Source organism: Streptomyces sp. NPDC033174, assembly GCF_055577795.1.
Genome location: NZ_JBVIPQ010000013.1, coordinates 71,966 through 95,536, shown reverse-complemented (window position 1 = coordinate 95,536; position 23,571 = coordinate 71,966). Strand labels below are relative to the sequence as shown.

The 23,571-nt window shown below is 69.9% G+C and carries 19 protein-coding genes and 4 pseudogenes; 9 read left to right on the top strand and 14 right to left on the bottom strand.

Translation table 11 applies throughout. The features are described 5' to 3' along the window. Nucleotides 1-150 precede the first annotated feature (150 nt). From ACZ5VC_RS31095 to ACZ5VC_RS31085, 3 genes and pseudogenes are all read right to left on the bottom strand, one after another. Entirely contained in the window at nucleotides 151-1,251 is a 1,101-nt protein-coding gene (locus ACZ5VC_RS31095; protein WP_469123329.1) for a hypothetical protein, read from the bottom strand. A gap of 84 nt (nucleotides 1,252-1,335) precedes the next feature. Beyond that, a pseudogene (fxlM, locus tag ACZ5VC_RS31090) lies at nucleotides 1,336-3,404 on the bottom strand (methyltransferase, FxLD system). A 67-nt stretch (nucleotides 3,405-3,471) separates the two neighbouring features. Continuing rightward, a pseudogene (locus ACZ5VC_RS31085) lies at nucleotides 3,472-4,481 on the bottom strand (lanthionine synthetase C family protein); the annotation flags it as partial. 145 nt (nucleotides 4,482-4,626) lie between these two features. On the opposite strand from ACZ5VC_RS31085, the gene ACZ5VC_RS31080 reads away from it, so the two are divergent. From ACZ5VC_RS31080 to ACZ5VC_RS31065, 4 genes are all read left to right on the top strand, one after another. Then, complete coding sequence (locus ACZ5VC_RS31080) at nucleotides 4,627-4,779, top strand: hypothetical protein (RefSeq protein WP_469123309.1); 153 nt, start codon at nucleotides 4,627-4,629, stop codon at nucleotides 4,777-4,779. A 15-nt stretch (nucleotides 4,780-4,794) separates the two neighbouring features. After that, on the top strand, nucleotides 4,795-5,223 hold the full coding sequence (locus ACZ5VC_RS31075) for a recombinase family protein (protein WP_469123308.1): 429 nt from the start codon (nucleotides 4,795-4,797) through the stop codon (nucleotides 5,221-5,223). Next, nucleotides 5,127-5,534, top strand: a complete 408-nt coding sequence (locus ACZ5VC_RS31070; protein WP_469123307.1) for a hypothetical protein — start codon at nucleotides 5,127-5,129, stop codon at nucleotides 5,532-5,534. Before ACZ5VC_RS31075 ends, ACZ5VC_RS31070 begins: the two co-directional genes overlap by 97 nt. A 140-nt stretch (nucleotides 5,535-5,674) precedes the next feature. Further along, on the top strand, nucleotides 5,675-6,316 hold the full coding sequence (locus tag ACZ5VC_RS31065) for a carbonic anhydrase (protein ID WP_469123306.1): 642 nt from the start codon (nucleotides 5,675-5,677) through the stop codon (nucleotides 6,314-6,316). A gap of 298 nt (nucleotides 6,317-6,614) precedes the next feature. Here the strand turns inward: ACZ5VC_RS31065 and ACZ5VC_RS31060 are convergent, their stop codons facing one another. The 6 genes from ACZ5VC_RS31060 to ACZ5VC_RS31035 all read right to left on the bottom strand — a co-directional run bounded on the left by ACZ5VC_RS31060 (nucleotide 6,615) and on the right by ACZ5VC_RS31035 (nucleotide 13,640). Then, the gene (locus ACZ5VC_RS31060; protein WP_469123305.1) at nucleotides 6,615-7,592 is read right to left on the bottom strand and encodes an L-threonylcarbamoyladenylate synthase; all 978 of its coding nucleotides are present in this window, start codon (nucleotides 7,590-7,592) and stop codon (nucleotides 6,615-6,617) included. 930 nt (nucleotides 7,593-8,522) lie between these two features. Continuing rightward, nucleotides 8,523-9,113 (bottom strand): 2OG-Fe(II) oxygenase, encoded by a 591-nt coding sequence (locus ACZ5VC_RS31055; protein ID WP_469123304.1) that lies wholly within the window; start codon nucleotides 9,111-9,113, stop codon nucleotides 8,523-8,525. 1 nt (nucleotide 9,114) lies between these two features. Further along, nucleotides 9,115-9,882, bottom strand: a complete 768-nt coding sequence (locus tag ACZ5VC_RS31050; protein ID WP_469123303.1) for a hypothetical protein — start codon at nucleotides 9,880-9,882, stop codon at nucleotides 9,115-9,117. 21 nt (nucleotides 9,883-9,903) lie between these two features. Further along, nucleotides 9,904-10,674 carry a hypothetical protein gene (locus ACZ5VC_RS31045; protein ID WP_469123302.1) on the bottom strand — a complete coding sequence of 257 codons (771 nt, stop codon included), beginning with the start codon at nucleotides 10,672-10,674 and terminating at the stop codon, nucleotides 9,904-9,906. Between the two features lie 1,062 nt (nucleotides 10,675-11,736). Further along, complete coding sequence (locus tag ACZ5VC_RS31040) at nucleotides 11,737-12,369, bottom strand: response regulator transcription factor (protein WP_469123301.1); 633 nt, start codon at nucleotides 12,367-12,369, stop codon at nucleotides 11,737-11,739. Next, a complete protein-coding gene (locus ACZ5VC_RS31035) occupies nucleotides 12,369-13,640 on the bottom strand; it encodes a sensor histidine kinase (protein WP_469123328.1) in 1,272 nt (423 codons plus the stop codon). Before ACZ5VC_RS31035 ends, ACZ5VC_RS31040 begins: the two co-directional genes overlap by 1 nt. A 199-nt stretch (nucleotides 13,641-13,839) precedes the next feature. Between ACZ5VC_RS31035 and ACZ5VC_RS31030 the strand changes: the two genes are divergently transcribed. Both ACZ5VC_RS31030 and ACZ5VC_RS31025 read left to right on the top strand, forming a co-directional pair. Continuing rightward, the gene (locus ACZ5VC_RS31030) at nucleotides 13,840-14,577 is read left to right on the top strand and encodes an ABC transporter ATP-binding protein (protein ID WP_469123300.1); all 738 of its coding nucleotides are present in this window, start codon (nucleotides 13,840-13,842) and stop codon (nucleotides 14,575-14,577) included. Next, the gene (locus ACZ5VC_RS31025) at nucleotides 14,571-17,042 is read left to right on the top strand and encodes an ABC transporter permease (protein ID WP_469123299.1); all 2,472 of its coding nucleotides are present in this window, start codon (nucleotides 14,571-14,573) and stop codon (nucleotides 17,040-17,042) included. The genes ACZ5VC_RS31030 and ACZ5VC_RS31025 overlap by 7 nt, the downstream gene beginning before the upstream one ends. A 161-nt stretch (nucleotides 17,043-17,203) precedes the next feature. On the opposite strand, the pseudogene ACZ5VC_RS31020 reads toward ACZ5VC_RS31025, so the two are convergent. Then, nucleotides 17,204-17,751 (bottom strand): annotated as a pseudogene (locus tag ACZ5VC_RS31020) (IS5 family transposase); the annotation flags it as partial. 100 nt (nucleotides 17,752-17,851) lie between these two features. On the opposite strand from ACZ5VC_RS31020, the gene ACZ5VC_RS31015 reads away from it, so the two are divergent. Next, the gene (locus ACZ5VC_RS31015; protein WP_469123298.1) at nucleotides 17,852-18,085 is read left to right on the top strand and encodes a hypothetical protein; all 234 of its coding nucleotides are present in this window, start codon (nucleotides 17,852-17,854) and stop codon (nucleotides 18,083-18,085) included. A gap of 108 nt (nucleotides 18,086-18,193) precedes the next feature. Here the strand turns inward: ACZ5VC_RS31015 and ACZ5VC_RS31010 are convergent, their stop codons facing one another. Together ACZ5VC_RS31010 and ACZ5VC_RS31005 are read right to left on the bottom strand one after the other, a co-directional pair. Continuing rightward, nucleotides 18,194-18,529 (bottom strand): hypothetical protein, encoded by a 336-nt coding sequence (locus ACZ5VC_RS31010; RefSeq protein WP_469123297.1) that lies wholly within the window; start codon nucleotides 18,527-18,529, stop codon nucleotides 18,194-18,196. A gap of 464 nt (nucleotides 18,530-18,993) precedes the next feature. Beyond that, entirely contained in the window at nucleotides 18,994-19,131 is a 138-nt protein-coding gene (locus ACZ5VC_RS31005) for a hypothetical protein (protein ID WP_469123296.1), read from the bottom strand. A gap of 125 nt (nucleotides 19,132-19,256) precedes the next feature. Between ACZ5VC_RS31005 and ACZ5VC_RS31000 the strand changes: the two genes are divergently transcribed. After that, complete coding sequence (locus tag ACZ5VC_RS31000) at nucleotides 19,257-19,847, top strand: hypothetical protein (RefSeq protein WP_469123295.1); 591 nt, start codon at nucleotides 19,257-19,259, stop codon at nucleotides 19,845-19,847. Nucleotides 19,848-20,731: 884 nt separating this feature from the next. Here the strand turns inward: ACZ5VC_RS31000 and ACZ5VC_RS30995 are convergent. Together ACZ5VC_RS30995 and ACZ5VC_RS30990 are read right to left on the bottom strand one after the other, a co-directional pair. Then, nucleotides 20,732-21,100 carry a helix-turn-helix domain-containing protein gene (locus ACZ5VC_RS30995; protein ID WP_469123294.1) on the bottom strand — a complete coding sequence of 123 codons (369 nt, stop codon included), beginning with the start codon at nucleotides 21,098-21,100 and terminating at the stop codon, nucleotides 20,732-20,734. A gap of 334 nt (nucleotides 21,101-21,434) precedes the next feature. Beyond that, nucleotides 21,435-22,643, bottom strand: a complete 1,209-nt coding sequence (locus ACZ5VC_RS30990) for an IS701 family transposase (RefSeq protein WP_469123293.1) — start codon at nucleotides 22,641-22,643, stop codon at nucleotides 21,435-21,437. A gap of 148 nt (nucleotides 22,644-22,791) precedes the next feature. On the opposite strand from ACZ5VC_RS30990, the pseudogene ACZ5VC_RS30985 reads away from it, so the two are divergent. Continuing rightward, nucleotides 22,792-23,264, top strand: a pseudogene (locus tag ACZ5VC_RS30985) (YxiG-like protein). The last annotated feature ends 307 nt before the right edge of the window (nucleotides 23,265-23,571 follow it).

The following is a 23,571-nucleotide window of genomic DNA, read 5'->3' as shown; positions in this document are numbered from 1 at the left end:
GGGTGGGCTTGGCGTGTCTGCGCTGGCGGCGTTGAAACTCGCTCGAACAGGGCTGTGTCACTCGGGTGGGGGATTGTGGGCTTCAGTACGGTCGCCGGGCTCGTGCGTGTCCGTGGGGCTGGCAGGCTGGGCTCCGACACCGGAGACGGATCAGGAAGCCGACAGGCTGTCGCGGATCACGCGGTCGCTCCGCTGAAGTGCTGCGTCCAGGGTGCGACGGAGTTGAACTGGAATGGCGCCAGAGCCCAGGGCGCAGGCCTCGACGAGGTCACGGCAGGCCGCAAGTTGCGTCGGAGGGGCCAGTTTGGTGAACAGAGGGTCGGCCAGCGCTTCCCGTGCGGCGAAGCCGTCGCGAGCGTCGGTGATGTGGCGGTGCAGCTGGTTGGTGATGCGCTGGGCGGCCGGGCTTGCAGGGGAGGCGATGGTGGCCAGGGCCGTGAGGCGGAGTCTGGTGTCGAAGACCGTCATGCCCTGCTCGACGGGGACGGCGAGGACCGCGGCCTCGAGTTCGTTCTCCTGAGCGTGGCCCAGGCCGTCGGAGGCCCGGTGGCACAGCGCGTGCAGGCAGGCGGTGACGGCGTGCTCCCACGGGTCGCCGGCGGCGGTCTCGGCGATGAGTTCGGCAGCGTGGCTGGTGTCGCCGCTGGTGAGGGCGGCGACGACGGCGATCTGTCGGCCGTCGAACATCCGCTTGCCAATGCCCTGGTGTTCGCGTGTGTGCGCGAGGGCTTCGGCCCACCGGCCAGCTCCGGTGAGGGCGCGTGAGCCGTCGGCGAGGAGGACACGCCACAGCCACGCTCGGACTTCTTGCCGGTCGGCTTCGGTCTGCACGAGGTCGGCGGGGACGTGCACGTCGTCAAATCGGTCGGCGGTGCCGTTGCTGACGGCTTCGGAGAGGCGCAGGAGACGGTCGAGGCCGTCGTCGGGGTGCCCGGCGCGGATCTGGAGGCGTGCGAGGTTGACGACCGGTTCGAGGGCCCGGATCGCGGTCATGGCGGGGAGCGGGGTGGCGTGCAGGTAGGCGTCGGCGTGCTGGTGGCACATCTGGCGGGCGAGGTCGGAAAGGCCGACATCGGAGGCGATGAGGGCGGCCTGGTTGTAGACGGCCGAAGCGAGGCCCTGGTCTGTTCCGGCGGCGGCGGAATCGGCGAGCGTCACGAGGGTCTGGACGCGGTTGGGAAGGGGAAGGCAGGCGGGCCGGAAGCGTGAAACGAGGGGGAAGCGTCGGGCTAACTGGCCGTGTGGGTCCATGAAGTTCTCCGAGGGGTTGGCCAGCCGTGTGGTGCCCGCCGCCGAAGAACGGGCGGCGGGCACCACACGGTCATGGGCGCATGGTCAGTTCCAGTCGATGACGATCCGGTTCAGGGGCGTGTCGACGGTGAACCGGCCGGGACGTTCCTCGGGGGCCGGGGTCTGCAGGGACTGGAGCTCGAAGTCGGGCTTCCGGCTGCGGTAGTTGTGGTCCCAGGTGCGGATCGCGTCGGCGACCTTGGCGGCGAGCTCGTCGCTGCCGGGGCCGTGGCCGATGACGCCGAACTCCCACAGCTTGCCGCCCTCGGGGGTGGTCTGGTCCGAGAGGCGCCGGGCGAGGTAGGTCAGGGCGCCCTTGTCGATGACCGCGGTGGAGGAGGGGTAGGGGTCCTCGGTGAGGGTGGTGCCCTTCGCGGCGGCCGGGAACAGCATCCGGATGAGGCCGGAGTCGAAGGAGCAGCTGACGAAGAGCTCCATCCACTCGGGCGATTCCATGGCGCGGACCGTCATGCCGGTCCATTCCTCGACCCGCGGTTTTTCGAGTACGCGGGCCAGCGCCTCGGCGTCGATGGGGGTTCCGGCCGGCGCCTGCAGGCGTACGGTCCCGTCCGCGGTGAGGGGGATGATCCGCCGGTCGTCGTCGGCGATGCCGCGGCGCAGCGGCATGAAGGTGTTCATCTCGCTGCTGAGGGACACCCATCGGCCGTCTCGGCGCTCGTAGACGATGGAGCGGGAGACGCTGCCCTTGAGCCGCTGGGGAACGACGAGCCGTCCGCCCGGCGCGAGTTGGTCGAGCCAGGCGTGCGGGATGCCGTGGGCGCCGACGGTGGCGATGATCCGGTCGTACGGCGCTCCGTCGGCGTGGCCGATGGCTCCGTCGCGGGTCAGGGCTTCGACGTTGGTGTACCCGGCGGCGGCCAGGTGTTTACGGGCGCCGTCGACCAGGTCGTCGTCGACGTCGATGGTGGTGACGTGACCGGTGTCGCCGACGAGGTGGGCGATGAGGGCAGCGTTGTAGCCGGTGCCGGCGCCGAGTTCGAGGATGCGTTCGCCGGGCTGGGCGTCGAGCTGGTCGAGCATGAGGGCGACGACGGCGGGCTGGGAGGCGCAGGAGATGGACGTGCCGTCGGTGTCGTACTTCACGTGGACCGGCTGGTTGGCATAGGCCTCCTCGAGCGAGGCGTCGGGCACGAAAAGGTGCCGGGGCACGGAGCGCAGCGCGGCCTCGGCGGCCGGGTTGGTGGCGTGGCCCTCCTTGCGGATCTGGTCGACGAGGGCGTTGCGGAGCTGTTCCGCGGTGGCGTCGGGGGTGGTGAGCGTGTCGGTGTTCACCGCGCCGACGCTATCGGCGGCGGAGGTGTCGGCGGGTGTGGACGCGATGGAGTCAGTCGTTCCCATGATGGCCTTTCGGGCGAGGGTGGACAGGGCGCTTTGGTCCTCCAGGGGGAGGCCAGCCCGGTTGAAGTGGAAGATCACGTGGTGGGCGAGGACCGCCCGGAGACCTCGGCGCAGAAGGCCCTCGTGGTTGAGGATGGCGAGCGCGGTCCCGGCCCGCACGAAGGCGCGGACCCAGTCGGCATGCCTGTGGAGTGGGCCGTCCTCCCGGCACAGGCTGCGGGCGTCGACGGTCAGCAGGGAGCGCACGGCAGCGTCCAGCTCGGAGGCCAGGATGGGCGGCGTGGGACGTTCGGCGGCGACCTTGTCCCAGACATCGCCCTGCTCGTACCAGTCGAGGCCGGCGGCGCGCATCATCGCACTGACAAGGAGGCGGCGGTCTCGCGGCGGCCGAGGTGTCCGGCCTGGACGGGGTAGGTCAGCAGGTGGCGACTGTCGGTGTGGAACAGCTCGTGGGCCGCGTCCATGGCCTCGGTCCCGCCGAACGCCAGGGTCTCGGGTTCGTAGATGGCGGGATTCCACTGCAGGACCTGATCGGCTTGGACGAGTTTGCTGAGGGCCTCCCACAGGGTGGGGGTCTCGTCGCCGGCGGTGCGCACGCGCAGCTTCCACGGCTGCTTGTTCATGAACCACCAGGTGGAAATCTCCCCGCGGTACTCGGCCTTGATCAGGGCGGGGCCGAGTGTCTGGGGGATCGCCTGCTGTGCGGTGGCGCGGTCGGCGAAGGTGACGTTGATCTGGTGCCAGGTGCCCTGCATCGGTGAGGTCCTTCATGTGGGTGTGCGGCGGGTGGCTGGGTGGGCTGTCCCCGTGCGGTGCGCCGTTTCAGGCGATGAGCAGGCAGGTGTCCCAGGACGTTCGGGGTGGCGTGCTGGTGGCCGGCGCCAGGAGGGCCAGGGCGATACCCGAGGCGCCGTCGAGGAGTCCCGGGTCAGGTTCCTGCGTGTGGAGGAGCACGGTTGCGGCGGTGGCCGGGTTGCGGCCAGGAGGGTGCACGGCTGACAGGAGCGCGGGGAGCACGGCCTGGAGTTGGCCGGCGGTGGTGGGCAAGGCGTCCGAGGCGGCCCGGGCGGCGATGTGGGCGAGGCCTGCGAAGCCGTGCACAGTCCGTTGTCGGTGGTCGTGTGGAGCTGCTTCGGGTCGGTCAGCGCTGCCAGAAGGCCGTGTTCGGCGGCTGCTGTCGTGTCCGGTCGCCGAGGGCGATGGCGGCGAGCTGCTGGGCGCGGGCGAGACCGGCGGTGCCGTAGCTAGGACGGGCGTTGCGGCCCCACGGGCAGGTGGTCGGTGCGTAGGGGAAGGGTCACCCAGTACGGCCAGGCCGGTCCCCGGCCGATGTTGACCCCCCAGCGGTCCAGCCAGTCCAGGATGCTGCGGATGGCCTCGCGGTGCCCGGCGGCCATGGTCCCGTGCTGCGCGGCGAGCGCGAGGAGGGCAAGGACTCCTCCGATGCCGTGGGCAACGCCGGTATTGGCGTGCCCGTCGGGGTAGCGGTCGTCGGGGCGGCCGGATGGGCCGGAGGCGGTCCACCAGCCGGGCACGGTCTCGCCCCGGTGGGTGAGCGGCTGGGTGAGCTGGATCAGGTAGTCGAGGATCGCGCGGACTGTATCGCTGTCGGGGCGGCGGCGAAACAGGTAGGCCCCGTAGCCGGTGAGACCGCGGATCGCGTCGAACTCGGCGAGTGCTGGCAGTTGCCCGCCTGCGATGCGCTGCTCGGCGGCGGCCAGGCGGCGGCGAGCGTCCGTGACCATCTGCCGGTCCAGGGCGTCGAGGGCGGCCCCATAGGCCCCGGGAAGGCGTTCGGCCGCGCACGCAAGGGTGTGGGCAAACGCCGGCGAAGTGTGAAGCCCCGGCGGGCAGTTCCTGCCGCACCCGCGGCGGGAAGACCGCGACGAAATACCACACCGCCCGCTTCATCCTCGTCCCCGCGCTCCGCGAGGAACTCGACGTCCTCGTGCCCGAGGACCGCAGTCCCGGGCGGCCGTGGAAGCAGGCCCGCCCGTCGAGGCTCAGCCTGCCGCCGCCGCGGCGTCCAAGCCGATCCGGATCGGGTACGCGCGATGCTCGACCGCCCAGCAGGAGTTGCAGAGCCAGCTCGACGCGCTCGAACCGGTCTGCAAGCGGATCTTCTCCTAGAACATTTCCACGCGGGTGAAGACGCGGCCGAAGCTGGAGGAGGCTCTGAAGCTGGCGTACGACATCAAGGAGGCCGCCCCAGACCAGGAGGTCATCCTCACCGTCCACGAGCTCAAGCGCCTGGCCCGCAACGCAGCCGAGCTGATGACCCTGTCCAACCAGCTCCAGACCGCCGACGTCCAGCTCGAACTCCTCACCGGCCCGCTCACCGGCATCTACGACCCCAACGGCATGGGCGCCATGTTCTTCGCCGTCCTCGCCGTCGCGGCCCAGCTCGACCGCAACTACATCCGGGAGAAGACCCTGGAGGGCGGGCCAGCACGCCGCCGCCAACAAGGGCAACCACGGTGGACGGCCGAAGGTCATCGACGACGACATGCTGCTGTTCGCCCGCAACGCTCAAGGACAAGGGCGTACCCGTCCCCGAGATCGCGAAGAAGCTGACCATCAAGACGGGCAAGAACGCGGGCCAGCACCCCTCGGTAGGCTCGGTCTACCGCGCGCTCGCCGAAGCGGAGGCGACCGAGGCACCGGCCGGGCCGGAGATCATCGCCCCGCGTCGGCCGTCCCGGGTGGACCTCACCGACCCCAGCAGCGGCACTGACCCCGAGCTGATGGAACGCCTCACCCGGCAGGTCCCCGGTCCCGGCACAGGCGACGTGGTGGACACGCTCGTTGAACAGACCGAGGACGGGACAGACGACGTCGTGGCGGCGCTGCTGGCGCAGGCCCGCAACGGCGGGGACGGCGAGTGATCCCGGGCGGTCCGCCCTCGTTCGGTCGACAGCGCGGGCGGCGCCTGGGGTGACGACAAGGCCGTCGGTGTGGCCCGACCTGGTGAGTTCCGGCGGGCCCAGGCGGTGCGACGGCTGCTGCCGACTCGTAGGCTGCCGCCATGACCGAGATCCAGAACCCGACGCCCCGCGACGCCTTCGAGCTGCTCATAGCCGGCAACCAGCGCTTCGTCGCGGGCGCCCCCGAACACCCGAACCAGGACGCCGTCCGCCGTGCCGAGACCGCACCGGGCCAGCAGCCCTTCGCCGTGCTGTTCGGATGTTCCGACTCCCGGCTGGCCGCCGAGATCATCTTCGATCGCGGCCTGGGCGACCTCTTCGTGGTCCGCACCGCCGGGCACGTCGCCGGCACGGAAGTCCTCGGGTCCATCGAGTTCGGAGTCAGCGTCCTCAACGCGCCCCTGGTCGTCGTCCTCGGCCACGACTCCTGCGGAGCCGTCGCTGCGGCCTGCTCCGCCCTGGAGAACGGCCAGACGCCGGGCGGCTTCGTCCGCGACGTCGTCGAACGGGTAACCCCGAGCGTGCTGGCAGCCCGAGCCGCCGGACGCGAGAGGGCCGAAGAGATCCTGGCCGAGCACATCGAGCACACCGTGGACCTGCTGCTCGAACGCTCCCGCGTCCTGGCTGAGCGGGTGGCCGCCGGCCGCCTCGGTGTGGTGGGGCTGTCCTACCGGCTGGCCGACGGCAGTGCACAGCTCGTCGCCTCTCGCGGCCTCGATGCGGCGGTCCCTGCCGCGTCCTGACCGTCCCGGCCGTGGCTGCCCCTACGTGATTTGCCCTGGTCGGATCACCGCTCGATCACTCCCGAAGGGCACCACCCGATGGCTCACGGAGCCGACCACACCGCCCAGCACCGCCCCCCGCGCCGACCTGGCGCGGGGCCGCGGGCTGCGAGGTGCCGGGGTTGGGGAACGGTCGTCACCGACAACGGGCGGCACGAGTTGTGCCCGGCCTGCCAGAGCGACGGAAGCTCAGCCGAATCCGCCACGAATCCGCCCGGCTCCAGCATCCGGGAGCAGCAAGGCACGGCGTCGGCTCTGGTCACACGGTGGTCCGGGGCCCCGCGGCGCGGCGGAGCCGGTTGGCGATCGCCAGTCCCAGCCCCTCCTCCGCCGGCAGTGACGCGACGATGAGGTCGCACCCTTGCTGGTCGAGCTTGCGCAGGAACCCGTACAGCCCGCGCGCGTAGGCGGCCATCGAACCGGGGACCGCCACCACCGCGTGCACCTTCACCTCAGCGTCGGCGAAGGCGGCAGGAAGAAAGACGCCGACCCGGTGCCCCAGTTCCTGCGCCAGCTCCGCCTCGGCGACGACCTTCTCCGGCTCGACCAGGACGACCCGAGCACGCGGCGCATAGTGCGACGGATGCTGGCCCGGCACCCGGATGTGGCTGGTCGCAGGGACCGCGAGCGGGCACCCCAGCACCGCTTCGAGGTCCTCGCGCGTCACCCCGCCGGGCCGTAGGATGGTCGGGATCTCGCCGGTGACGTCGACGATGGTCGACTCGACACCGACCTCACAGAGGCCGCCGTCCAGCACGAAGTCGACGACGTCACCGAGCTCGGCACGGACGTCGTCCGCGGTCGTGGGGCTCACCGAGCCGAAGCGGTTGGCGGATGGGGCCGTGACACCGCCACCGAAGGCCGACAGCAGCGCGAGTGCGACGGGGTGGTCGGGCACGCGCACGGCCACCGTCTCCAAGCCGCCGGTCGCTTCGAGGGGCACCCGGTGACCGCGCCGCAGGACCAGCGTGAGGGGCCCCGGCCAGAAGCGTTCGGCCAGCAGGCGGGCCGTCGCGGGTACCTCCTGGACCCAGTCGTCCAGGTGCTCCGCGCCGCTGATATGGACGATCAGAGGGTGGGAAGCCGGGCGTCCCTTGACCTGGAAGATACGCGAGACCGCGGCGGGGTCCTCAGCGTTGGCGCCCAGGCCGTAGACGGTCTCGGTCGGGAGAGCCACCAGGCCCCCGGCGCGCAGCACACCAGCCGCCTTCTCGATGTCACTGGTTCTTGCCCTCATCCTCGCCATCCTAGGAGCCCCAAGGACCGGCGACGGTCGTGACCGATGTTCCCCCGGCCCCGACACACGACGGCCCCCCGGTGCCGGGCAGGAATCGGGAGGCCGCCAGCACGAGTGCCGGTTCGGGGTACAAGTGCACGTGTTCACCGGCTCAACGCGTCTGCTGCCCCGAGGTCACGGGCCCGGCCACCGCGTCAACACCCCGAACCCTCGTAGATGCGGGAGCTGACGATCGTCCGACCGGCAGCCCGACCACGACCACCCTGACCACCGACAGCGGCAAGACGCCCTCCCAGCCGAGAAGACGTATCCCAGCGGCGCCATCGCCACGGATGTGCAATCCGGTGATGGCGGTCTCAGCCCACCCGCGGCTCTCCTCGCACTCCATGCCCCATCATCCCTGCGGCCCATGGTGGATTCACCCGGGCCAGTCCGGCTGCTCTGAGCGCGATCAGACCATGATCAACGGCTTAGCGCTAACGGCTGTACCGATGTTCCCCGAGGCCGGAGACCGCCCTCGCCCGGCGGCGTCGCCGCGCCGGCCGGCCACGGGGACCCGAGCCGGTTCGGCGCCTACTCCACCCACGAGCTCGGGATCACCCCGGAGGACTACGACACCCGCCTCGACGTCGACTTCCGCGTGCTGGAGGACGACCAGGTCCCGGCCGCCGCATGACCGGGTGCCCGGCCGGGAGGTGATCAGCCTCCCGGCCGGGCACCCGGGCGTCCCCCTACCGGGACAGGCGCAGGTCCCAGCCGCCGGTGGTGCGGGTGAGGGCGGGGGTGTAGGTCTCCAAGGCCGGGCGTCCGGCCTTTTCCCAGTCGGCCAGTCAGCTGTGCAGGACCGAAAGGGAGGGAGAGCCGGGCCGGTCGGCGAGGATGATGCCGTCCTGCTGGATGACGGCGTCCGTACCCGCCGGACCGGCCGCCCTACGGATCCCAGAACCAGACGGCGACCGTGAGCCTGCTGCGCGTCCGTACCGGCGGCACCTCATGGACCGCGTCCGAAGGGAAGGCGATGACGGACCCCGGGTCGACGGCGACCTTGACCCGGCAGGTCTTCCAGGTGACGTCCGGGGACGTGTCGAAGAACGTCAGGCTTCCGCGCGACGCCGCCTCGGAATCCGTCCCGCGGGACGGGGAAAGCACTGGATCCTGGGCCACGTGCAGGACCGCCGATACCCGGCGGCGAAGGGCCGGGAGCCCGCCGCCCGACGCCGTCACGTCCGTGTGCGGCACGAAGCGGTCACCGTACTCGTAGCGCAGGAACTGCGGTGTCTCGCAGGGGCCCAGGGGCACCTCGAAGCGATCCGCCAGCTTCTCGCGGAGGGCTTCGAAGCGGCGCCGTACCGGTTCCGAGACCACCGGCGGAACACACACGGTGCTGGTGCGCCGCACGTGGCGGTCCACCCGGCGGCCCGTGGGGGTGAGGACCTCGGCCGGGCGGCCCTCGGCCGCCCTCATGGCCCGGGCGAGTGCGTCCAGGAGAGGGGGTTCCACCACGGACGCGAACACCGCCACGTCACGACTCGGCCGGAACATCCCCGACCCCCGTCCCGAGTGTCGTGTCGTCCTCTTGGTCGAGTCTTCGCAGCTCCCTCCGGGCGGCCGGCGTGATGCCGGCCCAGCTCCAGAAGACGCGGGTCAGCGTCTCGTCGTAGGCCGGGCTGGGATGCAGCGTCCACGCGAACGCTTCCCTGTGATGCCGGTGGGCGTACGCGCCCAGCACGTTGAATTCGGAGAACCCCAGGGGACGCTGGGCCTGGATGTACGCGGACAGTTCCACGCCGTGCTCACGCCTGCTGTGCTCCCGTAGCTCCTCATAGAGCCACCGCGGGTACACGAGCGGCTGGCGGCGCATGTAGTCGCAGCTGACACGGTGCCCCAGGAAGCGCTCCGTCGCCGCCCGCCAGGGCGCCCCGCGCCGGAAGTGGCGATCCGGGGTGTACAGCATGCGGGGGCGGCCCGCTCCGTCCATCAGGTCCGCCGGGTTCATGGGGCGGCGGACCACGCAGTCGGAGTCGAGGTGCGCGATGAAATCGGCGTCGGTGAGCCGGTCGGCAAGGACCTTTGTGACCTGCTGGCCGAGGTAGTCCTCGGCGTAGTCCGGGCACCGGATGATGCTGTCGGCCTCGATGCCGTACCGGGTCAGACGCATCGCGCTCTTCCGTGGCACCACCACGACGACACGGCGGAATCCCGTACAGCGGCGCCGAACGGCGGACAGGCAGTGCCGGAGCCACGCGAAGTCCTTGGCATGGCTCCGGATGACGATGTCGACGGTCGGCACGGCGGCGCGGTTCCCCGGCCGCTACTGCTCGGCGCCAAGCGGGACTCCACCCGGCGGCAGGCACGAGGCGACCATTCCGGGTCCGGTATTGGCGATCAACTCACCCGCGGGAAGCTCTTCGCGCCACGCGGGTTCCAGGGCCCGGTGCACCCCGAGCAGGAACAACGCTGCGCGCGCGTAGCGATCGTCCGCGGCAGACGCGCTGTTCTTGCCGCCGGAACCGCCGTTCTTGAAGGCCTCGCCCGTCAGGAGATCGTCCACACCGGCGTCACCGAGGCCGATGGCCTGCCGGTGGGCTCCGATGGTCGCGTCGTGCAGCCAATAGCGGGAGTGCTCGGTGAGCACCAGACTGTCGCTCCGCCCGAAGCCCGCCTCGCCCAGTAGCCACGTGCTGAACGCCGCGCCTTCCCGGACGGTCAGGTGGACCCGCTCGACGCCGCGCCTCGCCAGTCCGTCGAGAAGGGTGGCGTGCACCGCGGCCAGGAGCCCGATCTCGGTGTTCTCCTCCGGGGCCGTGAGCACGCTCGTCAGGCCGGCCGTCCCCTCGGCCAGCGGAAGTGCGATCTCGACGGCCGAGATCGTTCGTGCCCCGATTCCCCACGGCGGCCACGGACGGGTGCGCTGGGCCACGGCGACCAGTGCGGAGCCCTCGTCCAGGGTCGGACGGATCAGTTCGTCGAAGAGCCGCGGCAGGCCGACGCGGCGTAGGAAGGCGCGCATCGGTACTTCGAAGGACGGGGTGACCTCGCTGATGCATTCGAAATCGAAGTCTTCAAGGCGATCCGTCGGCACAGCGTTTTCCATTCGACCACACCCTCATCCGCACGATCAGGACACCTTCTCCCTGAGTGCGCATCCTGCCCGTCCGCCGGAGAGTCGATGCCTGACCCGTATCGAATTCCGCGAGGTCTGCCCCTAACGGCCTAAGGTTCCCGTCCGTGGCTGAGCTCGGTCCAGAACGCCGACACGGCTTTCCAGGGGAAGAGCGGTCCGGGGTCGATCCGGCGGCGCACCTTGGGGGCCGGCCAAGATCATCCCGCGGCGGCTTTTGGACTCATCTTCGCCGGCCCCCATTCCGGGGCGGATATTCCTCGAGGGCCGCCACCCATGTGGCCTAACCGAGTTGGTGCCTCCATATGGTCCTCCCTACTGTCGGAGGGCGGTGACGACGTCAGTCACCCTCTGTCGGGAACCCTCCCGGGTTACGGCGTGTGGCTGGCTCAGAAAGGAGTCGCCATGAAGTCGAGAAAGCATCTGACGCTGGCTGTTTCGCTGAGTGCCGCAGCCGTGCTCTTGTCTCCCGCTCCGGCTCAGGCTGGCGGACCTCCTCAACCCCCGGATGGCAGACGTCCTCCACCCCCTTACGCCTGTGTTGTGCCTCCGGGGTACACCTACAACCACGTCATCCCCACTACCGCCTGCGGCGGCCCCGGCATCAAGACCGCCTTCCATGTGATCAGTCCACGGAACGGTGTCTGGGCCTGTACAAGGCCGTCCGGGTGGACTTACACCGAGAAGATGCGCACGAACAAGTGCTTCCTCAACGCCCGGGCCTCTGACATGTTCCGCTTGCGGAGGAGTTAGGCACCGATCAGTCCTGTAGCGAGGGTGCGCCGTGGCCGGGCTAGTCCCGGCCGACAGCGCCTCGACGTACACGCGCAGAGGAAGCGCCCACTTCCCGAAGTGTCCACAAGGGAGGGGCCTGTCGACACTCGAGTCGGCCGGAGTGTTTCCGCAGGTCGGCAGTGTCGGCAACCCATGTCGAGTATTCAACACCGGCAAAACGGGCTTATGCCCCCGCCGCACCTTGCTGCTGATGTCAGCCAGGCATGGCGGCTCGGTGCCCTCGGTGGGTCATGCCCGCAGGTAAGTGAGGACGGCCAGGACCCTGCGGTGGGTCTTGTCCGTCGGAGGCAGGTCCAGCTTGGTGAGGATGTTGCCGATGTGCTTGCCGATCGCGGCTTCGGAAACCACCAGCTCCTTGGCGATCGCGCCGTTGGACTTGCCTTCGGCGATCAGTGCCAGCACCTCGCGTTCGCGCGGGGTGAGCTGCTCCAGCGGATTGCGGCGGCGGCGCAGCAACTGGCGCACCACCTCGGGGTCGACCACCGTCCCGCCGTCCGCCACCTTGTGCAGCGCTTCCACGAATTCCTCAACCTGGCCCACCCGGTCCTTGAGCAGATAGCCGACACCCGATCCGTCGCCGGAGTCCAGGAGTTCGGCGGCGTACGTCCGTTGCACGTACTGACTCAGGACCAGGACCGGGAGTGTGGGGCGCTTCTCGCGCAGCCGCACTGCCGCGTGCAAGCCCTCATCCTGGAAGCCGGGCGGCATGCGTACGTCCGTCACCACGATGTCGGGGGCATGCTCCTCGACCGCGGCGACCAGTGCCTGCGCGTCCCCGACGGCCGACACCACCTCGTGGCCGCAGCGGCTGAGCAGGCCGATGAGCCCTTCCCGCAGCAGAACGCTGTCTTCGGCCAGCACTACGCGGAGTGATCGGCCGCCTTGGTCAACTCGCAAGGAAACTCCACACGCAAAAGAGTCGGTCCACCCGGCGGACTGGTCAGGGCAAGTCTGCCATCCAGGACAGACACCCGGTCCGCGAGACCGGTGAGGCCGCTGCCCGCCGAGGCGTCCGCGCCGCCGCAGCCGTCGTCGCGCACCTCGAGGAACAGGCGTCCGTCGCGATGACCGCCGCTCACCTGCGCGCGGTCGGCCCCGCTGTGTTTGGCGATGTTGGCCAGCGCCTCGCAGACCATGAAATATGCAGCGGATTCGACCGCCTGGGTTGGCCGGCCCGGCAGTTCTAGATCGACATCGACGGGAACTACGCAGCGGTCGGCGGCGTCAGCGACCGCAGCTTGAAGGCCGTAGTCCGTGAGGACCTTGGGGTGGATGCCGTGGATGAGCTCGCGCAGCTCCGCGAGCGCCTTGCCCGCCTCCTCGTGGGCCTTGGTGAGCTGGTCGGCGAGCGGGCCGGGCGGGGCGTCGAGGCGGGCCAGCCCGAGGGCCATCGTCAGGGCCACAAGGCGCTGTTGGGCGCCGTCGTGCAGATCGCGCTCGATGCGGCGCCGCTCGGCCTCGAATGCCTCGACCAACCGGACGCGGGAGCGGGCCAGTTCGACCACCTTGGCGTCGAGCTCGCCCTCGCGGGAGGCGATCAGCAGCCGGGCCAGCTCTGCGCGGGCGCCCGCCGTGGCGCCGAGCACGTATGCGCCCAGGCCCATCAGGATTAGGCCCAGTACGGCGACGCCGAAAGCGGTCGGCCATGTGGTGACCGTCCACTGCTTGAGCACCTTCGCCTCGTGGCCGTCGCCGACCGTGGTCATCAGCAGCGGGGTGGCGACCGTGGACAGCGGGAAGAGCAGGGCGACCGTGATCGCCAGGGCGTCGACCGGCCACAGCAGCCCGGCGAACAACAGTGCGTACCCGAGCTCCCGCCAGGTCCCCTGTTCGCGCAGCCGGGTGGTCAGCCAGGCCCAGAGCCCCGGCGCGGTCGGCACCTGGTGCCGACCGGACACCGGGTTGCGGTCGATCAGGCGCAGCCTGCGCCGCTCCACCCAGGCCACTGGGATCCCGCTCAGGGCGACCACGACGAGCAGGGGCAGCCCCACCAAGACGATGGCGAGCGCACCACAGACCGTGGCCACCGTCACGATCCCCACCAAGGTGGCGACGCCGGTCACCGCGCCGGTGAGCAGATACGCGGCGGAGCGCCAGGGCCAGGCCGACAGCAGGAATCCCGGCCGGGACATGGCCTGCCACACATTCCGAGGGTGCATGGGCATGACCGTAAGTGGCCCCACCGGTCCGGTGCCATCGGTCCAGGGTCCGTATCGGGGGTATGCCTGGCACTACCCCAAGTCTCGTTCGCGCCGTACTGCGTCACCCGGGGCTTCCGCGGTTTCGTGGAGGAACCAACGAGCCAAGGAGCAGGTACTGGTGGGGGAACACATGAGCAACGACGCGATCCGATTGCGCTCCGTGACCCGGAGGTACGGCTCGGGCGGTACGTCCGTCACCGCCCTCGACGAGGTATCGCTTGCCTTCCCGAAGGGAACGTTCACCGCCGTGATGGGCCCGTCCGGGTCCGGCAAGTCGACCCTGCTGCAGTGCGCCGCGGGCCTGGACCGGCCCACGTCGGGCTCGGTCACCGTGGGCGACACCGAGCTGACCGGCCTGAGCGAGACCAAGCTGACCCTGCTGCGCCGCGAGCGCATCGGCTTTGTGTTCCAGGCCTTCAACCTGCTGCCCTCGCTGACCGCCGAGCAGAACGTGGCCCTGCCGCTGCGGCTGGCCGGCCGCCGCCCGAAGAAGGCCCAGGTACGCGAGGTGCTCGAACAGGTCGGACTCGGCGACCGTGCGCAGCACCGCCCGACGGAGATGTCCGGCGGCCAGCAGCAGCGGGTTGCCCTGGCCCGCGCCCTGATCACCCGCCCCGAAGTGCTGTTCGGCGACGAGCCGACCGGCGCGCTCGACTCGCAGACCAGCCGCGAGGTGCTGAGCCTGCTGCGCGGCATGGTCGACCGGGACGGCCAGACGATCATCATGGTCAGCCACGATCCCGTCGCGGCCTCCTACGCCGACCGCGTCGTCTTCCTCGTCGACGGCCGTGTCAACGGTGAGTTGATCGGCGCCTCCGCCGAGGACATCGCGGCGCGCATGACCAAGCTCGAGGCGGCGCCGTGCTGAGCACCACGCTGAGCACCACGCTGCGCACCCTGCGCACCCGCTGGGTCACCTTCGTCGGCAGTTTCGTCGCCCTCTCCCTGGGCGTGGCGCTGATCGCCGTGATGGGGCTTGCGCTGGCGTCCTCGCTGGACGCTCCCGGCCGGGGGCCGGAGCGGTTCGCCGCCGCGCCGGTCGTCGTCAAGGGCCGGGACACCCTTGAGGTGCCCACCTCGATCGGCGACCGCACCCAGAAGCTCGCGCAGCCGCGTGCGGTGCCCGACGACGCGGTTGCGAAGCTGCGGGACCTCGGGACCGTCGTCGAGGACCGGTCGTTCGCCGTGCGGGCCGAGGGCGGGCCCGCCGATCTGGTGGGCCACCCCTGGTCCACGGCGGCCTTCGCGCCGTACCACCTCGACGCGGGACGTGCGCCCGAGGCCGCGGACGAGGTCGTCGTCAGCGGTGACTGGGCCCGTCCGGGCACCCGGGTGCGGACCGACGGCGGCGGCACGGTGCGCGTCGTCGGCACCGTGGCCGGGCTCGGCTTCGAGAACGCCGTGTTCTACACCGATGCCCGTGCCGCCGAACTGTCGCCGCGCAGCCTCCAGCTCGTGGTCGACGCCGATGCGGCGGCCGTGCGCGAGGCGGTACGCGGCAGCGAAGGCGTCCAGGTCCTCACCGGCAACGCGCGCCGGTACGCCGACGCCGACCCCGACCGGGACAGCGAGGCCCTCACCGCGATGAACGCCATGTTCGGCACGGCCGGCGGCGTCACCGGGTTCGTGTCGGTGTTCGTGGTGGCCTCGACCTTCGCGTTCGCGGTGGCCCAGCGGCGCCGCGAGTTCGGGCTGCTGCGCACCGCCGGGGCGACCCCGGGCCAGATCCGCCGCATGGTCGTCTACGAGGCGCTCACGGTCGGTGTGCTCGCCTCGGCCGCCGGCTGTGTGCTCGGTTCCTACGGGGCTCCGAAGCTCGCCGAGTGGGCAGTCGACGAGAGCCTTGCGCCCCGCTGGTTCACCATCGGCGACTACAGCTGGCCCTACCACATGGCGTTCTGGACGGGCCTGTTCGTGGCCCTGTGCGGCGTGGTGGCCGCGTCCTGGCGGGCGGGGCGCACCGGTCCCATCGAGGCACTGCGCGAGGCGTCCGTTGACACCCGGCCCATGACATGGGGCCGCTGGCTGTTCGGCGCGGCACTGCTGATCACCGCTGCGGTGACGCTGGCCCTGGCCCTGGTAACGAACCCGGGCGACCTGCTGCAGCGCAAGACCTATGTGAGTCGGCCGATGCTGCTGATCACAGCGGTCGCGCTGCTCGCGCCGGTGCTGGTGCGGCCACTGGCCCGGCTGATCGCCTGGCTGCCGGCCCAACTGCCAGGCGCGGGCGGGATGCTGGTGCGGGAGAACGCCGCCTCCGGGGTGCGCCGCACCGCCGCCGTCGCGGCGCCCGTGCTGGTCACGGTCGCGCTGGCGGGTTCACTGCTGGGCGCCACTGCGACCCTCAACGAGGCGAAGGCCACCGAGGTTCGCGAGCGGACGGCCGCCGATTTCGTGGTCGCTCCGGCGGGCAACGTCGGCTTCGACGAGGCGACGCTGCAGCGGCTTCGGGCCGTGTCCGGTGCCGAGGTCTCGGCGAGCTCGTCGAGCGCCGTGTACGTCCTGGAGGACGGTGTGGCGCTCATCAGGTCCGATGCCAGGGCCGTCGAGCCGGAACCGCTCGCGGCAACGGCCCGTCTCCCGCTCACCGCGGGGAAGGTGGGCGATCTGGACGACGACTCGATCATCGTCAACGAGGAGTGGGAGAAGCACACCGTGGGCGAGCGGGTGGACGTGTGGCTCGGTGACGGCACGAGGAAGTCCCTGAAGATCGCTGCGGTCATGACCATCGGCACCGGCAACAACGGCGTCTACGTCACCCCGCGCAACGCCTCGGCGGCGCCCGTCGACCGGGTCGACGTACGCCTCGCGGACGGTGCCGACACGGCCACAGTGGCCGCCGGTCTGAGTCAGGCGGTACGGGCGTCGGGCGGGGAGGTCCTCCCCAAGGACGCCTGGGTGCGGGCAGCGTATCCGGAGACCAACCGGACGACCCGGATGGGGTTCTTCCTGGTCCTCGGGATCGCCCTCCTCTACACCGGCATCTCGTTGGCCAACACGATGGTCATGGCAACCTCCGACCGGGTCGGAGAGCTGGCTGTGCTGCAGCTGGCCGGCGCCACCAGGTGGCAGGTGCTGCGGCTGGTGAGCGCCGAGGCACTGATAGTGGTCATGGTCGGCGGACTGCTGGGAGCACTGGTCGCCGGGCTCAACCTGATGGGCATGTGGAGCGCGCTGGGCCTGCTCTCGGTGTGCACGTCCATCGAGATCCCGTGGGCGACGCTCGCCGCGGCCCTGGGTGCCTGCGCGGTGCTCTCCGTGATCTCGGCGGTCGCTCCGGCCAGCCTCTCCCTGCGCCACAGGGCGGTGGAGCTGGCGGGCGTACGCGAGTGACCTCTGCTCCGGCGCCGGCCTGCCCGGATGCAGACCTCGTGGATCACAGGCCGAGGGACTCTTCCCGTTGACTGTAGGTGTGCTCTCGACCTAAGGCGCGGGAAAAATTGCGGGACCAGCGCGGGAAAGGATTTTCGCAGGCAGTCGTATAACTGATCGTTTCAGAATGAGGTTCGGAGTCGTCTCAGGCAGATGATGCCGCAGGCAAGTGGAAGCAGGCCGAGGTGCAGGTCGGCGCGTACCTCGTAGCGGATGCGCAGCCGCTTGAACTGGTGGATCCAGGCGAAGGTCCGCTCGACCACCCAGCGGGTCTTGCCCAGGCCCGAGCCGTGGGTGACGCCGCGACGGGCGATGAGCGGCTTGATGCCCCGCTTCCACAACAGGCGGCGGTACTTGTCGAAGTCGTAACCCCGGTCGGCGAACAGCCTGCGTGGCCGTGTGCACGGGCGTCCACGCAGGCCCCGAATAGGTGGGATCGCATCCAGGAGCGGCAGGAGCTGTGTGACGTCGTGGCGGTAGCCGCCGGTCAGCGTGACGGCGAGCGGGGTGCCGTGCCGGTCGACGATCAGGTGGTGCTTGCTGGGCCGGCCCCGGTCGACCGGCGAAGGTCCAGTGTGAGCCCCCCTTTGAGCGCCCGGACCTGCGAGCCGTCGATTGCCGAATCGTCCATCTCCAGGAGACCCGCCGCTCGCAGCTCGGCGAAGAGGAGCCTCACCGAGGCGGTTCCGACTCTGCTGAACTGGCTTTGACTTCCACTGCCACTGGTCTGCGCGTCAGTATCCCGGCCGAGCGACAGTCGTTGATCGGGCATGAAGAAGATCAACATTCTCACGGCGGCAAGCCTGACCGTGGTCTCAGCGTTCCTCGCCGCAGCTCCTGCCCACGCGGGAATCCTCGACGGCACCCTGAACAATGTCCATATCCTCGCCGACGTTGACCTGCTGAACACGGCGATCAACAGCGACACGCAAATCGCCCAGAACAACAACGCGAACACCCGCGCTGACGGCACAGGCAACAACGCCACTGGACAGCACCAGTAGCCGCCCTGGCCCCGACCGGGACGGGCCCGCTTGGCCATGTGGGGCTAACAGGACCAAGCGGCGCTCAGGTGCGGCGGGGCTGCAGCGCCTTGCCTTTGGTGCTTCGGATCAGCGGCCGAGTGAGGGGCCAGAGCTTCCCTGGGCAGGCTGCCGGTAGACGTGTTCGTTCTGCGTCTGCCGCGCCGTGTCACGGGCGTGCTGATGCTGCTGACGCTGGACGGCCCGAAGCCGTACGGCACGCTGCTGGGCTTCGCGGGCGTGCTGGGCGGGGGCCTCGGACGCCATTCGAGAGCGGAGCTCGCTCTCCTCCTGCACATTGGCCGCCACCGCGCCGTGAGTTCGGGCGGACTCGCGGTACTGGACCGCCTGGCGCTCGGCGTCGTCGGCGTCCTGAGTCACGACACGGTCGGTAATCCGCTCGATGTCGGGGAGCCGCTGCCGCATCGCGGCAAGCTTGTCCTGGAGCTCGTTGATGGCCGGCGGTGTGCATCACCGCGTAGGCCCTCTGCTCGTTCTCCTTCTCGGCGGCCGCGGTTGCGGCGAGCCGGTCCGCGCGGTCGAGGATCGCGGCGACCTCACGGGCCAAGAGTTGACCAGGGGTGGCGTCGGCGGCGAGCGCGGCGCGTTTGGCCTCTGCCTTGTGGGTGGTGTCGTCGGCCAAGCGCTCGGCGCGGGAGGCGTGCGCCGTGTGCTCGGCGATCAGGGAGGTGAGCCGCCTGGGTGGCGACGTGCCCGTATTCGCGCTCGTCCCACGGCGGGAACTCCGGCTCTGGCTGCTGTGAACGAGGAGCCGGCCCGGTCGCAAGCATTTGCTCGCGCAGGGCGTCCAGACACGCGTCATCGACTCTTCGGGGGGGCTTGATGCGGCAGAGCAGGTGCCGACTCCGGCGCGGCTGCGAGTTCGTCGGTCACCATGCGGTCGTCGGTTTCCCTTCCAGGGAGTCGGCGTACGCGGCGAAGGCCCGGTCGAGCAGTTCCTCTGCGTCGCGTGCCTCGCCGAGCCGCCGACGTACCTCGTCGCTCTCGACGAGGTCGGCAGGCAGCACAGGTGCGTGGCCTCCCGGGCCCGCGAGAGAGCGGGATAGAGCGAGTTGGCCTCCGCGCCGACGCCATACACCAGGGCGTAGTCGGCGGTCAGGCCCTGCGCGGCCGCGATGGTCATGGCGTAGCCGTGCATGAGAGCGTCGTCGGCGATCTGCGCCGAGGTGATCCAGGCCCGTTCCATCGCGTGCCCGCCGTCAGCGGCAGGGCGGCGCCATTCGACCTCGACGCCGTCCGGGGAGGTGCGAGTGACCTGTCCGCGGTAGCCGTTGAGGATGTCGACGTCGCCGCTGCGGCGGCTGCGGTAGTCGTTGCGCTTGATCCGGATGATGTCACCGGCGGCAAGCTCGAGCCGCTCCCCGCCGGCGAGCGCGTAGGGGCGCCCGTCGGCGAGTTCCCCAGCCTTCTTACGGAGCTCGCGGGCACCGAGGTTGAGGACCGCGACGTCGTCGTTGCGGGCGGCAAGAACAACCAGGTCCTCGATCTGGTCGTGGACGTCGCCGTCCAGGCGGGCGACGGCGTGCTTTCACTTGCCGAGGATCGCGGCGTACGCGTCGTCGGGCGTGCGGACCGCGTGAACATGCCCGTAGTCGGCGAGCAGCGACAACGCTGTGCGCCGGCCGCCGTCCAGCCACCCCTCCAGCGCGGCCCGCTCCACCACGTCCTTCTGCCGACGGTTCTCACTCAGCTCCAGGCCGCCTTGGTCGGCTCTCATTTCTAGCCGAGGCTGTGGTGCCATTCTTTGCAGGCTGAGCACAGACCGCTCGGTTCGGCTGGGTGGACGCGTCGCTTCGACGTACCGGGGAATCCGCAGGTGCCGGCGCACTCGGGCCAGCCCAGACATGCTGGGCACCTGTCGTGGTTGTCTGCGACGGCAGGGCTGCCGCAGTCGACGCACTCGGCCAGAGTGCGCTGGACTTTGCCGGTCCATGCTGGTGGCGTCCAGGTGGCCTCTGTTGACCGGTCGGCCCAGGACTTATCGGGGTCAGCCGATGTCTGTGCGGGGATCGGGGGAGCGGTGGCAGGCACGGGGCCTTCGGCTGCCCGCTGCAGACGAGCCGCGATGATCGCCTCGCGACTCGTTTTGATGTCGCTTGGCCATGTTGGGCCGGCAACGATGTGACGGATCTGGGCGGGGGTCCAGCCTGAGGTCAGCAAGCCGGTCACGACCACCGCCTGGTCCCGCAAGACCTTCCCCGTGAGGAGAAACTCCGGACCGCACCCCTGTGCGATCGAGTTGAGAACATTCAGTCCGGGTGACGCCGAAACCATCGGGGCAGCGGTGTCCGACGCCGTCTGGGGCGTGCCGGCTGCCTCCTCCTGGGTCCTCTTCTCGGCCCTGCGGCTTGTCCCATCCATCCCTCCGTCCCGTTTCGGCTCGCCCGAGAGACATTCAGAGGAAGACCGACCGGAAGGATGGAGGGATGGCTGCGGGTTCTCTGAGGGATCAATGAGGGTTAGTGGCTCATCTTGAGCCGGGGGTGGGCTCATCTTGACCGGGGGGTGGGCCCAAGTTGAGCCGGGGTTGGGCTCAGGTTGAGCCATCAGCAGGTCAGGGTTGGGCTCATGGTGAGCCCTCAGCTGATCAGTGGCCTTCTTTGCTTTCTAGCGCTTCGTCGGAGGCGGCGTGCCTTCTGCGAACGTGAGCTTTTCGATGACGTTGTCGTCATAAGCGGTCTTCGACCGGGCCATCTGCTCCAAGAGCCGCAGATTCACCCGCGTCATGTTCGTGATCGGATCGCCTGTGACCGGATGGACGCGGCGTACTGAGCTGATGAGGCCTTTGTCGACCAGGATCTTCTTGACGCGCTTGACTGTGGCTGCTGACGTCCCGCAGTCATCCACGAGCCGCTTCTGCCCCGGCCAGCAGTAGCCGTGATCGTCGGTGCGGTTGCAGTAGGCCAGCAGCAGGAGCTTTTCGGCACCATCGAGGCCGTCGGCCCCGAACACCAGGCCCATGTGCGCAGCAGTCATCGGAGCGCCGCCTCTGGCGCTCGGACGGTGGTGAGCGGGATGAATCCGCCGTTCGGCGGCTGGACTCGAAGTGCATGGAGCGCCCCAACAGGCATTTGAGCTTCCTGCGAGAACGCTGAGTCGGCGGGCGTTCGCCCCGGCGTAAAGCGGATCGCCCAGCGACTAGCTACACCTGACGTCTGTGTCGGTCCGCGGTCATGCACGGCACACCTCCTAGTAGTGCTTTGTTAGGTGGTGTCGTATGGCTGCCAGGGGACGGTCTGCTGGCAGGTGGGGCAGGTGCCGGTCGAGGTGGCGATGAGGTGTTGGAGGAGGTCCAGGGCCTGGTAGAGGGTCAGGCCCTGGAAGGGGCTTTTGGGGTCCTCCGCTGTTCGGTCAGGAACAGGTGGGCGGCGGTCACGAGGGTGACGTGCCGGTGCCAGCCGGTGAACGAGCGGCCCTCGAAATGGTCCAGACCCAGACCGGTCTTGAGCTCGCGGTAGTCGTGCTGGATGCGCCAGCGGGCTTTCGCGAGGCGGATGAGGTCCTTGGCGGGGATGCCGGCGGGCAGGTTCGAGATCCAGTACTTCACCGGTTCGCTCTCGCCTTCGGGCCACTGGGCGATCAGCCAGGACAGCGGGATCGTGCCGTCGTCGGCCGGTTTGGGGCGGCGGCCGGCGATCCGGACCCGCCGAAGGACGAAGTGTGAGTTCATCGCCGCTTTCGAGCCCTTGCGCCAGGTCACGGTCCGGCCCCGGCTGCGGCCCGCGGCCAGTACAAGCTCGCGTAAGGCCGCGGGGCGGGTGCGGTAACGGGGCAGCGGTCGGGGGCCGAGCCCGCCGTAGTCGGGCTGGTGTGGCACCGCGTCTTCGCCGTGTGCGGTCATCTCGCCTTTGACCTGGAGGACATAGGCCAGGCCCCGCTCGTCCAGACCACGCCGGAAGTCGGCGTTCGCGCCGTAGCCGGTGTCCGCGACCAGGACAGCGGGCCGCAGACCAATGGTGGCAAGTTCGTCGAGCATGTCCAAGGCGAGCTGCCACTTGGGCCGGTGGTGTTCGGTCTCGGGGATCCGGCAGGCCCGCCGACGGGCCTCGGCTTCAGGCCCGTCCCAGGCGGCAGGCAGGAACAGGCGCCAGGACAGCGGGCACGAAGCGGTGTCGGACGCGGCGTGGACGCTGACGCCGATCTGGCAGTTGCCGACCTTGCCCAGGGTGCCGGAGTACTGGCGGGCCACTCCGGGCGAGGAATAGCCGTCCTTGGGAAAGCCGGTGTCGTCCACCACCCATACCTGCGGCCGCACCGCGGCCACCGCCCGCCATGCCAGCCGTGCCCGCACCTGGTCGACGGGCCAGGTCGAGGACGTCATGAACTGCTGCAACTGCTGGTGATCGACCCCGAGCCGGTCAGCCATGGGCTGCATCGACTTCCTGCGGCCGTCCAGCAGCAGCCCGCGCAGATACAGCGAGCCCTTGGCCCGCTGGTCTCGCCGCACCAGCGGAGCGAACACCTCAGAGGCGAACTCCTCCAGCCGAGCCCGCACCGCCGCCAGTTCTCCAGCCCTCATGCAGCCAGCGAACTACCAGACACCCACCGAGACAAGACCAGCTAACAAAGCACTACTAGGACCTGTCCGGGCGATCTATGAGGCAACGGCGCCCAACACCCTCGAATCTCGCTATCGAAGGTCTCGCCGAGTGAGGTAGAAGGGCGACATGGATACCGCCGTACTTGAGCAGATGCTGGACGAGACCTTCGATCACGCTGTCGTGCACCACGGATACACCAAATACATGCGCGACTACGAGGTCTTCGTCTACGCGACAGCTGATCCCCGTACCGGCAGCGCGCCGTCCCACCTGCGGTATCTCTTCCGGTATTGCGTTGAGGCCCGGTGCGAGACGTCAGTGCCAGCGGCGACCTGGCGGGTCTCCTTGGATGACCGGTTCATCGACCACGAAGCCGGTGCCGGCCTCGACGGATACGTCTGAGGCCTGAAGTGGCACGCCCTGTACCCGGGAGCCAAACTCCTTCCTGAGTCCGAGGCGACCCGCCGCTGGTCGAAGACCCTCGGGATCGACTTTCAGCAGGTGCGCATTGAACCAATGCGCACAACGTGACCTTGCTCTTCTCGGACCTCCAGGTGAGCGAGGTCCCGGTCGGATACGCACCCTTCGTCACCGAGTAGGGATCAGGGTTCCTGTGACCTTGTGGGAACGGCTGCGGCCGTTCCTGCCGGTCAGCAACAGGCGTTGCCTCAGGTGGCGGGACCACCGGCAGGTGATCGACGGGATTCTGCACCGAGTGCGGACCGGTGTGGCAGCGGGACCACGAAGCGCGCCTCGACGCCGCCGCCTACGCTGCGGCACTCCAGGCCGTCCTCGCCTTCGCCGCCCTCGAAGACGACCCCACCACCAAAACCGCACGCGACGAGATCGCGGAGGCAGCAGAACGACTGGACGACGCCACCGCGAACCTCGCTGCCTGGACCAGCG

What these genes read in the sequence shown, in the direction of transcription:
- ACZ5VC_RS31015 (WP_469123298.1), top strand. Translation starts at nt 17,852, where the DNA reads ATGAAGAAGATCAACATTCTCACGGCGGCAAGCCTGACCGTGGTCTCA.
- ACZ5VC_RS30995 (WP_469123294.1), bottom strand. Translation starts at nt 21,100, where the DNA reads ATGACTGCTGCGCACATGGGCCTGGTGTTCGGGGCCGACGGCCTCGAT.
- ACZ5VC_RS31010 (WP_469123297.1), bottom strand. Translation starts at nt 18,529, where the DNA reads ATGCGGCAGCGGCTCCCCGACATCGAGCGGATTACCGACCGTGTCGTG.
- ACZ5VC_RS31095 (WP_469123329.1), bottom strand. Translation starts at nt 1,251, where the DNA reads ATGGACCCACACGGCCAGTTAGCCCGACGCTTCCCCCTCGTTTCACGC.
- ACZ5VC_RS31035 (WP_469123328.1), bottom strand. Translation starts at nt 13,640, where the DNA reads ATGTCCCGGCCGGGATTCCTGCTGTCGGCCTGGCCCTGGCGCTCCGCC.
- ACZ5VC_RS31030 (WP_469123300.1), top strand. Translation starts at nt 13,840, where the DNA reads ATGAGCAACGACGCGATCCGATTGCGCTCCGTGACCCGGAGGTACGGC.
- ACZ5VC_RS31060 (WP_469123305.1), bottom strand. Translation starts at nt 7,592, where the DNA reads ATGAGGGCAAGAACCAGTGACATCGAGAAGGCGGCTGGTGTGCTGCGC.
- ACZ5VC_RS30990 (WP_469123293.1), bottom strand. Translation starts at nt 22,643, where the DNA reads ATGAGGGCTGGAGAACTGGCGGCGGTGCGGGCTCGGCTGGAGGAGTTC.
- ACZ5VC_RS31065 (WP_469123306.1), top strand. Translation starts at nt 5,675, where the DNA reads ATGACCGAGATCCAGAACCCGACGCCCCGCGACGCCTTCGAGCTGCTC.